This window comes from Bacillus sp. M5A3_1b (assembly GCF_053345335.1).
Map to the genome: position 1 here is coordinate 146,332 of NZ_JBKEZY010000009.1, position 14,772 is coordinate 161,103.

Genomic DNA, 14,772 nt, shown 5'->3' on the forward strand with positions numbered 1-14,772 from the left:
ACTTTCAATTAATATATCTAATATATTAATAACATATAATTTATATATTAGACAAATTTTTCGAATGAACGTATAGTAGAAATTGTTAATTCTTTTTTACAATTTTTATGTAAAAAAAGAAAGAGGTGGGTACTGTATGAAATGGTGGAAATTAAGCGGACAAATTTTATTATTATTTTGTTTCGCTTGGACAGGTGAATGGATTGCAAAACAGGCACACCTCCCAGTTCCAGGAAGTATACTCGGTATTTTTTTATTGTTAATTTCATTAAAATTTAACCTAGTGAAAAAAGAGTGGGTACAGGACGGAGCAGACTTTTTATTAAAAGAACTTATTTTATTTTTCATTCCTTCTGCAGTCGCTGTCATACGCTACAAAGATACACTATCACAATATGGAATCGATCTCATTTTAATTATTATGATTAGTACACTTTGTGTCACTCTCGCTACAGGACTCCTAACAGAATTGCTACTAAAGCGGAAAGGATCCGTGCAATGATCGGCTTTCTTTGTTTATTATTAACACTATTCACATATTGGATATCGAAGAAAATGTATCAACGCTGGAATTGGAGCTTACTTTCTCCTCTTCTCGTTTGTCCTATTATATTAATTACTTTACTACTCGGATTAGACACGCCTTATGAAACATATGAAACAGGTGGTCAATGGTTAACAGAATTATTAAAGCCTGCAACAGTCGCTTTTGCATGGCCAATCTATAAATACTTTGATTTACTCAAGAAACATGGAATGGCTATCTTACTTAATGTCATTGTCGGTTCGTTTTTATCAGTTATTACTTCTGCACTACTAGCAAATTATTTTCAAATCGATTCATCGTTAGAACATAGTTTAGCACCTCATATTGTAACGACACCAATTGCAATGGCCATTTCAGAAATGATTGGTGGAATGTCACAATTAACAGCCGTATTTGTTGTTTTAACTGCGCTAACAGGAGCATTGCTCGGTCCTTCTCTCATACGTATATGTCGTATTAAAACAGCGCTCGCAAAAGGCATTATGTTAGGCACGAGCGCAAATGGAACCGGTACATCAAAAGCATTCGAAATCGGCCCTGTAGAAGGAACCATTGCAAGTTTATCTATGCTTTTAACAGCAGGAGCTAGTTTAGTTATCGTTCCGCTTTTCTTGTCGTGGATACATTGAAAAAGCAAGTGTTTAAACACTCGCTTTTTTATTTATATATTTATTTAAAACCTCATAATCCTCCGGGAAAGATAGCGTTAATTCCTTCATTTCATCTATCCTCTTCCAAGCAATTTCATGTATTAACTCATCAGGATCTTGGATTTTCATACTACCGCCTATTTTTTTAACGACATAATAATGAACGTATACAGGAACCCCGTATGTAATACCCTCTTTTTCGTATATTTTATTTACAACTTCCACATTGTAACCTGTTTCTTCCCAAACTTCTCGAATACAACATTCTTCTAGTGTCTCTCCCTTTTCAAGCCCTCCACTTGGAACAGACCATCTTTTTTCTTCACCCTTTTGCCCTTGCAACACCATTAAAACTTCATTTTTTTCATTTATACATACTGCTGCACAACCTATCCATCTTTCCATATACATCCCTCCCCTACAAAAATTCACCTTCTTTATCATTTTCTCCTTGAAAAAAGAGGAAAAAAGTAAACTAATGACGAAAAATCACATTAACTTCATAGACAATCCCTTCTTAGAAATTAAAAACGGAAGGATGAAAATATGATTTCTAAATATGTTGTGGAATGTGTCTTTTGTGAAGAAAATCGAAAACCACGCCAAGCTATCGTAACAGTTCCCGCCACTACTCAGCTACTAGCCATTGAAAAAGTGCGTGCGGAATGTAAACGTCGTTTCGGAAAAGCTTTATTATTGCAAACAGAAATTAAAGAAGAAATAACTTTTGAACAAAAAGAAAGCCGACCATAAATTGGTCAGCTTTCTTATCCGATCATATTTTCTCATGAAGATTAGGGGCATCCTCTTTAAGGATCGGGATTTTCCCATTATGTACGTTCCATAATGGTCATCGAACAATATATTTCTATGCAATTAATTATTGAATAGAATAGGGCAAAACTTGTTCGCATTTTTAGAAAAGGGATAGGGATATAATTCAAGTAGTACTTCGAATACTCGAACTTTACACTCATTATATTAAAGTAAATCCTTTTATATGGGAAATATGAATTACTTACATAATTCATTCGTAAAATATATTAATAGTTTGCTATATTAATTTTATCCCGCTATTTGTAAGCAGTAACCCCCTACTTATTATAATTTCACTTTATTCCATCAATAGCATACATCCAGCTAAAACCGGTGTCATAATCATCGAAAACCTCAAAAGCATTCGCGGTGCATAATTTGTAAACTTCGCGCCAATATATGCCCCTAACATGGTCCCAATTAATACTTGCAATAACAATATATAATCTAAATATCCTTCCGAACTATATCCTAGCCCGCCTCCAATTGCAATCGGTAATATAACAAGCATCGTTGTCCCTACAGATTGCTGAATCGTTAGTCCCAATAGAACCATTAATCCAAGTTGAATAAACGGTGCAGAACCAATCCCAAATGAACCAGCCATCATTCCAGTAACTAATCCAAGGCATACACATTTCAACAAGTAGTTCATGGAAAACTCTTTATGCTTATATAAAGATGACTGTTCTTTGTTTTGGAACATAATTAATTTAATAAACATAAAAATTGCCGATAAAAATAACATCCCAGCTGTAAACCAATGAAGAAGATGTGCTGGTATAAGTGAACCAAATTTAGAACCAATATAAGAGCCAATTGCGCCAAATCCCCCAACAATCCCGCCTATAATAAGTGCAACATTGCCTTCACGGTAATGACTGACAACACCTGATAATGTCGTAAACGCCATTGCAGTTAAAGATGTTGCAAGAGCAACATGAATAGGAATATGGAATACTAAAGTGAGTATCGCGATAATAAACCCAGCTCCTCCAGCTCCAACAAATCCTAATAAAATACCCATTACTAACATTGTTATAATAATTGCCACAGACTTTCCCTCCAGTAACACAATTATCCATCATATTTATCCTTACATACAAATAAAAAGCATCCTAAACGGATGCTTTTTATTTCAATGATATGTACTTAATCTTGATTAATCAAAATAACCGCTGGACCAGCGACTACTACTCCAGCTACTTCTATCTTTTCAAATTCCTTTACTGTAATAGATATAACTCCTTCTCTTTCCATCAATTCTTTACTCAGGACATCAGTCGGGATTGCTTTCACCGTCTTACCCCCTTTTCATTTATACAATATGATAAAGTGAAACTTTCATCAGTGGTTTTTTTGTCCGTACTTATTAATTATTAACCCTCAGCAATCGGGCGAATAATCACCCAATGCATCTATATATATGCATCACCTCCGCTTTCATTCCTTATTCCACTCAAAAACCTTCTCCCCCTTCCGTGACATATTGAAAAATAAAAAAGAAGCTATAACATATAGCTTCCCTCCACGTTTCTTTAATCTTTATGCACCGTATATTCCATGACTTTACCATCTCTATCAAATTGTAAAACAAGCTGTTCGCTATCTATTGGAATAAAGCCACGTTCAGTCCCAAGATAATACAAAGTGATAACTCCTTCTTCCCCACTTCTCGTTTCCGTTGGAGCTCCTAACAATTGTGTAATTTCTTCATTTGATTTCCCTATTAATTTATATTTTTGTAATAGATCATCTACCATATGTACCCGTTTATCTGCATGATTTAACCATCTATTTTGATTAAACTTTAATGTATATTCATTTACACTTAGTTGTACAGTGCACACTATTAATGGTATAAGTGCTACTATTAATCCCCCCAACATTTGCTTCTTTTCTTCATTACGATTTTTAGAAACATATAAAATAGCCCTTTGAATCATGACTAATAAAACAAATGGTATGAATACTACAAAAATGCTCCTTACACTTAAGGGTATATGGACCATATCAATGACGAATATAAATACAATGTACATTACTATATACAAACAAAAATAGACATACACAATGCCACGCAGCATATCGTTCAGAAAGATCTCCCCTTTTAACTCACTATATAATTCATCCGGCTAATCATTTCTTGAATCTGTTCTAATTCTTGCACTGTATATACTACTTTCCCTGCTAATATTTCATTTCTAAAGAACGTTACAATTTGCTCCCGATCTTTTAATCTAGGTGTTTCCTCACTAGAAAGGTCTACTATTGCTTTTCCATTTTTATTATAAAAATATACAACTGGTTTTACCTTTTCTTTTATACTATTAGCCTGCATTTCTTTCAAACCACTGTATAAAATTTGAGATAGTTTCTTCGCCCTATATACTGGATTCCCTTCATTTTTCACTTGTATAGTTGACGAATCTTTACCTACTATATATTCAAATGTCTCTTCTTTTTCAACATCTTGTTGATACTTACCCATTTCATCAATCATAAATGTATATATACCAGCATTTTCTTTCGTTAAGCCATGAATTAATTTCTCTTCCCATTCTTTCGTCTCAAGTAGATAAATACCAGTTTTGCACAAGATGAGATGATGGATTCGATTATCGTTTATTTCACTATTATTTTTAATAAAAACATTCGGCATGATTTGAATTTCAGCATCTAATATGATGCCTTGCTCTATGAATCCTCGTTTCATATAATGTAATGTTTCGTACGTATTCATTTCAGCGCCGTTTTTAGTATATTCTCGTAGATTTGCAATTAATTTTTGAAACATATGTATTTCGTTATTATGTTTATTTTGCATTTCACTACGTTCTTTACTATGCTGCACAGCTAATTGATTTTTCATCATACGCATATTTTCAATTTCTCTATTTGCACTTACTTGTAAATCATTGTATTTTTTCTGTTCCATATTTTTTAAATTATTTTGTTGTTCTTTATGCTCTATCACCGTAGCTGCAATTTCATTTTTATACGTTTCAATCGCTTGTTTCTTTTCAAATTCTACTTGCTGACTCTCTGATTCTAACTGTTTATTTTTATAAAACAGCACAAATACTACAGCTAATAATATTAAAACCGCACCTATTAGCACATAATTCATATTTTTACCCCTTTATTTCATTTTCGATTATTTTTTATAAATATATCTACTATAGTATACTATGGTTTCGATATAGACTTTGTAAAAGTTGTATATTTTTAATAAAAGGCACCTCTGACGGGGCACCTTTTATTTTCACTCTATTGTACACCATACTGAATATAACTTGGATCGTAGTATATCCATTGATTTGTCCCTAAGCAAAGCCATCCATCTTGCTTACTCCATACTCGATACGATTCACCATGATGTAACTGTCTTATAACATTTCCATTTAATGATGGAGCATCACGCAAATTTACATTATCACCAGTAATAGTCGCCACATAATGTTTATACTGAATATAACTCGGATCATTATATACCCACTGATTTGTCCCTAAACAAAGCCATCCATCTTGTTCTCCCCAAACTTCATATGTTTCGCCACGATTCAATTGGCGAATTACACTAGACTGCAAAGATGGTCCACTTCTCAAATTCACATTATCTCCATTAATTATAGCAACCCCATACACTGGAGTTGCATTATTAGGCGGGGAAACATTACCTCCACCACTTGCTCCATTCCCTTTTAAAGCTTCTAATGAAACTGCAGCTGATACATCACAATTTCCTACGCCTGAAATTTGTCCAGAATCTGTGTACTGCCACGCTGTCCACGCTGTCCATCCACCAGCATCAGCAGGCGGTGTACTCGAGTATTTAGCAATCCAAAGCGGTATATCACTTAATCCGCTAATTCCGAACTCATTAATATACCAAACTCCTGTATATAACATTACATCTTTTCCAGTAGCCTGTTTCACATAATTTATGAAGTTTCTTGCCCAATTCGATATAGCGTTACCAGTTAAATTACTGTTGCTCGGATCTGTTGGTGATTCTAAATCCAGAACTGGCATTAAGTCTGTCTGGTTATTTTGTAATATACTCACAAAATATTTCGCCTCTGAAATTGCATCATTTTGTTCTGGGCGTGCAAAATGGTATGCACCAATTAATACATTCGCATTTCGTGCTGCTTGTACATTCTTAGTAAAAGTAGGATCAATGTAGTTTACACCTTCTGTCGCTTTTGCATACGCCGCTGAAATACCCGATCCCTTCACTGCATTCCAATCAATGTTTCCTTCCCAATGAGACACATCGATAAACGTAATATTTGAACTAGATCTACCTTGCATATAAAAGCTCCTATCAATTTTTTTCATTTCGTATACATACAATATGTACAACTTTAATAAAAGGTCACGACGTTTATACTATAGATATTGAGAGCAAACATATTTTATAAGCAAAGTAAAAAGGCCTTATAATTACAAGGCCTTTTGTAAACTTCCTTTATTTTGTAGTAAATACATATTATAATACAACCCTTGCTCACTCAGTAATTCTTGATGTGTTCCTCTTTCTACTATTTCTCCATCATGCATAACAAAGATTTGATCTGCATCTTGAATTGTAGATAATCTGTGTGCAATTGCTATAGTCGTTCTCCCTTTTCGCATTTGCTGTAATGCTGTTTGGATCGCATCTTCTGTTTCTGTATCAATATTAGCTGTTGCTTCATCTAATACTAATACTTTCGGATTCGTTGCTATCGTTCTAGCAAAAGCAATTAATTGTCGTTGACCACTAGAAAATGCAGCTCCTCTTTCTACTACTTCCGTTTCATACTGCTCTGGTAATTTTTCAATAAACGTATTCGCTTGCACAAATTGTGCCGCTTCTTTTACTTCTTCATCCGTAATTTCTTCATTGTACATACGAATATTTTGTTTTACATTTCCCGCAAATAAAAATGCATCTTGCAATACGAGTCCTATTTTCTTTCTAATTTCTCTTTCTTCAAATTTCTCTAAATCTACACCATCTATTACAATATTTCCGGACTTAATATTATAAAATCGCATTAACAAATTCATAATAGTACTTTTTCCGCTACCAGTGTGCCCAACGAAAGCAACTGTTTGCCCTTGTTTCACGTGGAAAGATACATTTTTTAAAACATCACGTTTTCCATCATACGAAAAAGTAACATTTTTAAATTCAATTTCTCCATTAACAACTTGAGGATTTCCATCCCCTTTTTGAACTGGAGCTAAATCTTTCTCATCCATTAAATGAAATACACGTGATGATGAAACAAGTGCCTGTTGGAAAAATGATAATTTCATCATCATCTCATTTACAGGCTGGAAGAAACGATGTATATAGTTAACAAACGCATATAAGACACCTACTTCAACAGGACTCTTCAAAGCATCAATTCCAAATAAACCAAGTACTAACGCAATAGCCACAATATGAACTAAATCAGTTGCTGGACGTAAAAGTAACGCGTCTAACTTTAACGTCCGTCGCCCTGCACTATAATGTTTATTATTCACTTCTTCAAACTCTTTTCTCATACGCTTTTCTTGCCTGAACACTTGAACAATATTCATTCCTTGAATGGACTCATTCAACTTTGCATTTAACACGCTTAATTGATTACGTACTTCTAAATAAAAGGCTGCACTCTTCCGGCGATATAGCACCATAATTGCAAACATTATCGGAATTAATACGAGAGAAAATAGAGCTAGTTTTACATTTAATAAAAACATTGCTACTAAAATACCTATTAAAAAGACTACATTTTTGACAAATGTGGATAATACACTGACATAAAAATCTTTAATTGCTTCCGTATCATTTGTTATGCGCGATACAAGCGTACCAATCGGCGTACGATCAAAGAAACTTAATGACAACTTTTGAACATGATTATATACTTCAACACGCATATCTTGAACAATTTTAAAAGCGATATTTTGAAAATACAATAAGTCTAAATAAGTAAATAATACTTTTAATAAGTGAGCAATAAGATACACTACAAATAGAGTAACAAGTGCTGATTGATCAAAGTTACGTGGTACTAAATGTTCATCAAGAAATTGTTTAATTAAAAAAGGACCCATCATTTCAGTTACAGTTGCACCAACTAAAAAGATAAATGCTAAAGATAGTAACCTTTTATATGGCTTCATATAAGAAAGTAATCTACTTAAATCACTCCGCTTCTTCCCGGTCATCATACGCCTCCTTTCTCGACTAATGCTTCTAACTGCTGGCTCTCGTACATTTCTTTATACCAACCGTTTTCTTTCATTAATTGTTCATGTGTACCTCGTTGCACAATTCTGCCTTCATCCACAACAAGTATAAGATTGGCATGTTGAATTGCACTTAAACGATGAGCAGTAATAATCGTTGTTTTTCCTGCTCTTTCCCTCTTTAATGCATTTAAAATCGTTTCTTCTGTTTTTGCATCTACCGCTGATAAACAATCATCTAAAATTAAAATTTCCGCATTCGTTAATAAAGCACGTGCAATAGAGATTCTCTGTTTTTGACCTCCAGATAACGAAACGCCTCTTTCTCCTACTACCGTTTCATACCCTTCTGAAAATTGGAGGATGTCATTATGAATACAAGCAATCTCTGCAGCGCGGGTTATTTCATTATATGTAGCATCCGCCTTTCCGAAGGCAATATTCTCCCCAATACTCGCTGAAAATAAAAAATGATCTTGCGGCACGTATGAAATGGCAGAACGGACACCGTAAAGTGTTACATCGCGAATATCCCGCTCCCCAACTTTTAATTCACCACTAAAATGATCATACTCACGGATTAAACATTTTAATAAAGTCGTTTTCCCTGCTCCTGTACGTCCGACAACGCCTAGTGTCTCACCCTTCTTCAAATCAAAGTGAACATCTATTAGCTGTAACAGTTCATTTTTCTTATATGAAAATGAATCGACCGCAAATGTAACATCACCGCTTGCTACTTTATGTACAGCATCTTCTCTATTTACTACATCTGATTTTTGCGAGAGAATTTTTTCTACCCGGTCATACGAAGCACGCCCACGCTCCATAATATTAAACAACCATCCAAAGGCTAACATTGGCCAAACGAGGGTACCTAAATACGTTGTAAATGTAACGAGATCACCTACAGTTAATTCACCCCTCACAACTAATACTGACCCGTAACACACTGCAATTAAAAAAGAAAATCCAACGATAAGAGAGATTGTTGGATCAAACAACGAATCAATACGTGCGACTAACATATTTTTATGTACAACATCTTCTGATTTTTTTCGAAATGCTTGTAAATCTTCTTTCTCTTGTCCAAGTGATCGAATTACCTTCATCCCACTCATACTCTCTTGCACTTTATCATTGATTTCTGAAAACGATTGCTGCGCTTTATGAAACCTTTTATGTAATAACGTTCCATAATAATTTGTCGAAATCGCTACAATCGGCATTGGAATTAAGCTTAACAATGTTAACTTCCAACTAATTGTAAAACCCATCGCTACGAGTACACATCCCCCAACCGCTAATGAATCAACAAGTGTTAAAACGCCCGATCCAGCAGTTTGTTGAATCGCCTGAATATCATTAGTCGCATGCGCCATCAAATCACCCGTACGACGTGATTGATAGAAAGATGGGCTCATCCTTGTAAAATGTTCATATAAATTCTTTCGTAATTGACGGGCTAGTTTTAACGAAGATCCAAAAATCATAATACGCCATAAATAACGTAATATGTACATAGTAATCCCTACAACTACTAACAGAATAACCCACTTCAACAATTTTTCAGATGTTAATGTTCCATTATTAATTTCATCTACTACAATACCTAGTACTTTCGGAGCTACAAGTTCAAGAAGCGCGACACCAAATAACATAATAATTCCGATTATGTACGCTCGTTTTTCTTGTTTAAAAAACCACGCTAAATTAATAAATACCTTCATTTTTATCCTCCTCCCTTAAAATGAGCGATGTTTTCAGTTTACCAAAAACACTGAATTTTTAAAAGTTTTAAACTACATAACTAACAAAAAGAAAAGACACTCTTAACGAGTGTCTTTTAGCGCTTATTTCGTTTGTTGCTTATTCATCGCGCTCATCATTTGATTGATTTTCTTTTGGGAAGGTTTTTGTCCCATTTGCATCATCATCATTTTTAACATTTGTTCATTAATTGGTGGATTTTTTTCTAAGTAGTTCATCATGTATTTGCGGGCAATGAAAAATCCTAACGCCACGCCTGCTACTAGTGCTACTACGCCCACTAGAATACCTAACCAAATTGGCATATATTTTCCTCCTTCATGTTGTCTACCTTACAGTGTACTAAAACCTTTTCAATAAGACAAGATACAATTCGACATTTTTTACACATATGTTCGTACTTGTTTTAGAGGATTCAGCCATCCGTACTTTGTATTTTCATAATCCATAGCTAAAAATGTTAATTCACACTTTCTTAACACCTCAAAGAAAGTCGTTTCCATAGAAACGTTTCCAGAGGTATTCATGCGAATATAGTGCGGTTTCACCATTATTTCGCCGTATTCCGCTCCTGTATAAAGTGTATGTGTATGATGTGTTCGATCATATTTACCAAGAACGCGCAAAGCTTGTTCTAATTTATGGTGAATTTTCATTACTTGTAATGGCATCGTTATATACATCATTTGTTTATATAACACTTTTTTCTCCGAAAGGGACCCAGATTCTGAAAATCTAGCAAATAAATCAAAAAACAAATATTCACGACCAAAGTAAGCTTTCGCAATATCCTCTTGAATTAAATACAATTCATACGTTTTCATCTTTCGCCTCCCAATCTGGACAACCTTTTCCCTTCATTATATAGAAGAAATTTTGCAATGATTGTCTGACTGCGGAGAGATAAAAAACTTTTTCTGTCGAAAAAACTCATTTACATAGAAAAATCTCTCCATGCCGGAGAGATTTTTCTAAAATCATTAAAGCATTTCTTTTACTTTACGAACAACGTTCTCTACAGTAAATCCATATTCTTCCATAATCTTCTCACCAGGAGCAGAAGCACCGAATGTATCGATACCTAACACATCTCCGTCAAGACCTACGTAACGGTGCCATCCGAATGTAGCACCCATTTCGATTGCGAAACGTTTTGTTACTGCTTTTGGTAATACAGATTCTTTGTACTCAGCTGTTTGAGCTTCAAAGCGATCCATAGATGGCATGCTGACAACAGCTGCATCAACGCCGTCTACTGCTAACGCTTTTTGCGCTTCAACAGCTAGACTTACTTCAGATCCAGATGCAAGTAAGATTACATCAGCTGTTTCTTTCTTGCTTGCAGAAACTACATATGCACCTTTTGCTACTTTTTCATACGTATCGTCTTTTGCACCTTCTAATGTTGGAAGGTCTTGACGAGTTAATACTAAAGCAGTTGGTTTGTTTGTAGATTCTAGAGCTAGTCTCCAAGCTGCAACAGATTCGTTACCATCAGCTGGACGAATAACAGATACATTTGGCATAGCACGTAGCGCTGCTAATTGCTCGATTGGTTCATGTGTTGGACCATCTTCACCAACAGCGATACTGTCGTGTGTGAATACATACGTTACTGGCAATTGCATTAATGCTGCAAGACGAATTGCTGGACGTAAGTAGTCAGAGAATACGAAGAACGTACCACCGTAAGTTTTTAAACCGCCATGTAGTGCAATACCGTTCATTGCTGCACCCATTGCGAACTCACGTACACCGTACCAAATGTTTTTTCCGCTGTAATCATCTCTTGTAAAGTCTTTTTCGTTATTCATGTATGTTTTGTTAGAACCAGCAAGGTCAGCAGATCCACCAAAGAATGATGGTACAGACTCTGCAATTGCATTAATTACAGCACCTGAAGAATTACGAGTTGCTGCTTTTGATCCTAATTCATAAGTTGGTAAGTTTTGCTCCCAACCTTCTGGAAGAAGACCATTCATTGCCGCTTGTAATTCGTTTGCTAATTCTGGGTATGCTTGTGCATATTCACCTAGCATAGTGTTCCACGCTGCTTGCGCAGTTTCACCAACATCTTGTACAGTTTTACGGAAGTTGTCATATACTTCTTCTGCTACATGGAAGTCTTGCTCAGCAGTCCAAGCATATGCTTCTTTCGTTAATTTTGTTTCGTCTACACCAAGTGGAGAACCATGTGAAGCTGATTTTCCTGATTTGTTTGGAGAACCGAAACCAATTGTCGTTCTTACTTCAATTAGCGTTGGGCGTTTTTCGTCAGCTTTCGCTTCTTCAATTGCCTTCGCGATAGCTTCAATATCGTTTCCATCCTCAACACGGATTACTTGCCATCCGTATGCTTTGTAACGATCTTCTACACTTTCAGAGAATGAACGATTTAAATCGCCATCTAATGAAATATCATTTGAATCGTAAAGCACAACAAGACGACCTAATTGTAAATGAGCAGCTAATGAAGATGCTTCAGCAGAAACGCCTTCCATTAAATCTCCATCACCACAAATAGCGTATGTATGATGATCTACTACATTATACGCATCACGGTTATATTTAGCTGCTAAATGTCTTTCAGCCATTGCCATACCTACAGCAGTTGCAATACCTTGTCCAAGTGGACCAGTAGTTGCGTCTACACCTGCTGTATGACCGTACTCAGGATGTCCTGGAGTTTTGCTTCCCCATTGGCGGAAGTTCTTTAAGTCATCCATTGTTACATCATAACCAGATAGGTGAAGTAGGCTGTATAGTAACATTGAACCATGACCTGCAGATAATACGAAACGATCACGGTTAAACCACGTTGGGTTATTTGGATTGTGTTTCATAAATTGAGTCCATAATGTATAAGCCATTGGTGCTGCACCCATTGGCATTCCTGGGTGACCAGAGTTTGCTTTTTCAATCGCATCGATGGATAATGTGCGAATCGTGTTGATAGAAAGTTGTTCGATTGAATGTGACATGCTATTCTTCCCTTCGCTTATATTAGTAAACGTTTTATACATTTATATGATAGCTTCCCACGCAAGATTATACAACATGTATCGACAAATATGTTGATATTTTTTTGGTTTTTCATAAAAAAACCAATGATTTCGGTAATGTATGGGTATTCAATATGACATACTTTTTCATTGTTTTTATTTTAAAAAGAAAGAGAATTATCTGTATATTTATTCATCATTTTCAAATTCCATAATGCAAAATATATCCTTCCCCATTTTTCACTCTGCAAAGCAAACGAATAAAATAATTTAAATCTTGGCATAATTTATCTCGATCAAATACGTATCTTTCATATTCTCCATCAGTATTATTATCATTTTCCCATTGAAACTGCCCTGTCAGTTCGATTGTTTCTGGCGCTAGAGAAAACATGTTAACTAGCGAACAAAATAACTGTTCTGCTATCACTGCCCCTTGCTGTTCTATTTTCGTAATACCATAATAGTGAATTCCAAATCCTTCTGCTCTTTTCGCTGGATAATAGGTCGGAATCCAATGGGTAAAATCTAATAGATATACGATGAGCTCATCACTTAATACAACACACTCATCTATCGTTGCCTCTTCTTTATATAGAAAACAAAGTTCAATCCAATCTATACCTATAAAATCCAACCCCTTTTTTTCATTCGAAACAAATACAAACTCGTGCTGTAAAGCCAAATTATCCCCCCTATTGCTCACATTTATTATTCTTATTATATAAAAAAGCACCTTTTATAGGTGCTTAAAATAAATTATACAATTTTCTTCCGTATCGAACTTGAAATAAAGTCAATGATAATGACCATTAAAATGATGCCTAATAAAATAATTCCCACACGAGACCAATTGCGTGAACTCAGTGCAAAAATTAACGGTGTCCCAATCCCACCTGCTCCAATAACACCTAAAATGGCAGCGGATCGTACATTAATTTCGAACCTGTATAACGTATACGATAGAAAATCCGGTAATACTTGTGGCAGTACTGCATACCAAAGTATTTGAAAGCGATTTGCGCCTGTTGCTATTAACGCCTCCGTCGGTCCCTTATCTATATTTTCAATTCCTTCTGAATATAATTTCCCTAACATGCCAATAGAGTGTAATCCTAGAGCTAGAACTCCAGCAAACGAGCCTGGCCCAACGGCTTTTATAAATAAAAGTGCCATAACTAATTCCGGAAATGTACGAACAAAACTAAGTACAAACTTCCCAGTTCCTGAAGTTAATTTTCCACTGCTCATATTCGTTGCCGCCAAAAAAGCGAATGGAACAGATAAAAAGGCAGAAATAAATGTACCTAATATCGCAATTGCCAACGTATCAATTAAGCCATGTAATAAATCTTCACCATCTGGCAAAGATACATACGACCAATCTGGATTCAATACACCTGTCATAATTGCTTTTGTAATTTCTCCTGCCGTATCCTTTATTCCGATACGATAAACTTAACTAAATCTATACAATTCAATAAAATTCACACAAGTTAGTGCTTCAAAGTGTTCTCGCAGCCCCAAAGGGACGAGGTGTATAACACTCCACACGAGGCAGTATCGTTACCTCCTATTATCAAGCATTTATTTTACCCATCTTGATAAATTTATCGCAGCATTTACATCCCTATCGAGATGGCTATTGCATGAAGCACAACACCACTCACGTATTTTTAAACTCCACTGTCCTTCTGGTTGAACTGAATGGTCGTATTTTACTCCGCAACATGAGCAAATCTTGCTTGAGGCG

16 protein-coding genes and 1 pseudogene are annotated in these 14,772 nt (G+C 35.4%); 3 read left to right on the forward strand and 14 right to left on the reverse strand.

Annotated elements, in window-relative coordinates:
• Window positions 1-136 precede the first annotated feature (136 nt).
• The gene (locus ACLBWW_RS22560; RefSeq protein WP_098048202.1) at window positions 137-502 is read left to right on the forward strand and encodes a CidA/LrgA family holin-like protein; all 366 of its coding nucleotides are present in this window, start codon (window positions 137-139) and stop codon (window positions 500-502) included.
• Entirely contained in the window at window positions 499-1,176 is a 678-nt protein-coding gene (locus ACLBWW_RS22565) for an LrgB family protein (protein WP_048544158.1), read from the forward strand. Before ACLBWW_RS22560 ends, ACLBWW_RS22565 begins: the two co-directional genes overlap by 4 nt.
• 12 nt (window positions 1,177-1,188) lie before the next feature.
• Here the strand turns inward: ACLBWW_RS22565 and ACLBWW_RS22570 are convergent, their stop codons facing one another.
• Entirely contained in the window at window positions 1,189-1,602 is a 414-nt protein-coding gene (locus ACLBWW_RS22570) for an NUDIX hydrolase (protein ID WP_000442959.1), read from the reverse strand.
• Window positions 1,603-1,743: 141 nt separating this feature from the next.
• On the opposite strand from ACLBWW_RS22570, the gene ACLBWW_RS22575 reads away from it, so the two are divergent.
• Entirely contained in the window at window positions 1,744-1,950 is a 207-nt protein-coding gene (locus ACLBWW_RS22575; protein WP_000624203.1) for a DUF3903 domain-containing protein, read from the forward strand.
• Between the two features lie 361 nt (window positions 1,951-2,311).
• Here ACLBWW_RS22575 and ACLBWW_RS22580 read toward each other — a convergent pair whose 3' ends face one another.
• The 13 genes and pseudogenes from ACLBWW_RS22580 to ACLBWW_RS22640 all read right to left on the reverse strand — a co-directional run.
• The gene (locus ACLBWW_RS22580) at window positions 2,312-3,067 is read right to left on the reverse strand and encodes a sulfite exporter TauE/SafE family protein (RefSeq protein WP_048544160.1); all 756 of its coding nucleotides are present in this window, start codon (window positions 3,065-3,067) and stop codon (window positions 2,312-2,314) included.
• Between the two features lie 98 nt (window positions 3,068-3,165).
• Window positions 3,166-3,312: a BC1881 family protein gene (locus tag ACLBWW_RS22585; protein ID WP_000644411.1), complete on the reverse strand. Its 147-nt coding sequence runs from the start codon at window positions 3,310-3,312 to the stop codon at window positions 3,166-3,168.
• 239 nt (window positions 3,313-3,551) lie between these two features.
• Window positions 3,552-4,100: a hypothetical protein gene (locus ACLBWW_RS22590; RefSeq protein ID WP_048544162.1), complete on the reverse strand. Its 549-nt coding sequence runs from the start codon at window positions 4,098-4,100 to the stop codon at window positions 3,552-3,554.
• A gap of 23 nt (window positions 4,101-4,123) precedes the next feature.
• Entirely contained in the window at window positions 4,124-5,143 is a 1,020-nt protein-coding gene (locus tag ACLBWW_RS22595) for an NERD domain-containing protein (RefSeq protein WP_142333980.1), read from the reverse strand.
• Window positions 5,144-5,283: 140 nt separating this feature from the next.
• On the reverse strand, window positions 5,284-6,330 hold the full coding sequence (locus tag ACLBWW_RS22600) for a GH25 family lysozyme (RefSeq protein ID WP_048544171.1): 1,047 nt from the start codon (window positions 6,328-6,330) through the stop codon (window positions 5,284-5,286).
• Between the two features lie 132 nt (window positions 6,331-6,462).
• Window positions 6,463-8,226, reverse strand: a complete 1,764-nt coding sequence (locus ACLBWW_RS22605; RefSeq protein ID WP_048544173.1) for an ABC transporter ATP-binding protein — start codon at window positions 8,224-8,226, stop codon at window positions 6,463-6,465.
• A complete protein-coding gene (locus ACLBWW_RS22610; RefSeq protein WP_048544175.1) occupies window positions 8,226-9,977 on the reverse strand; it encodes an ABC transporter ATP-binding protein in 1,752 nt (583 codons plus the stop codon). Before ACLBWW_RS22610 ends, ACLBWW_RS22605 begins: the two co-directional genes overlap by 1 nt.
• Before the next feature lie 123 nt (window positions 9,978-10,100).
• Window positions 10,101-10,322: a YneF family protein gene (locus ACLBWW_RS22615; RefSeq protein WP_001123315.1), complete on the reverse strand. Its 222-nt coding sequence runs from the start codon at window positions 10,320-10,322 to the stop codon at window positions 10,101-10,103.
• A 78-nt stretch (window positions 10,323-10,400) separates the two neighbouring features.
• Window positions 10,401-10,841 (reverse strand): sporulation inhibitor of replication protein SirA, encoded by a 441-nt coding sequence (gene sirA, locus ACLBWW_RS22620; RefSeq protein ID WP_000860645.1) that lies wholly within the window; start codon window positions 10,839-10,841, stop codon window positions 10,401-10,403.
• 156 nt (window positions 10,842-10,997) lie between these two features.
• The gene (gene tkt / locus ACLBWW_RS22625) at window positions 10,998-12,998 is read right to left on the reverse strand and encodes a transketolase (RefSeq protein ID WP_048544176.1); all 2,001 of its coding nucleotides are present in this window, start codon (window positions 12,996-12,998) and stop codon (window positions 10,998-11,000) included.
• Between the two features lie 223 nt (window positions 12,999-13,221).
• On the reverse strand, window positions 13,222-13,704 hold the full coding sequence (locus tag ACLBWW_RS22630; protein ID WP_048544178.1) for a hypothetical protein: 483 nt from the start codon (window positions 13,702-13,704) through the stop codon (window positions 13,222-13,224).
• A gap of 74 nt (window positions 13,705-13,778) precedes the next feature.
• A pseudogene (gene phnE / locus ACLBWW_RS22635) lies at window positions 13,779-14,465 on the reverse strand (phosphonate ABC transporter, permease protein PhnE); the annotation flags it as partial.
• Window positions 14,466-14,606: 141 nt separating this feature from the next.
• The coding region (locus tag ACLBWW_RS22640) for a zinc ribbon domain-containing protein (protein ID WP_447614251.1) at window positions 14,607-14,772 on the reverse strand (166 nt) is incomplete at its 5' end.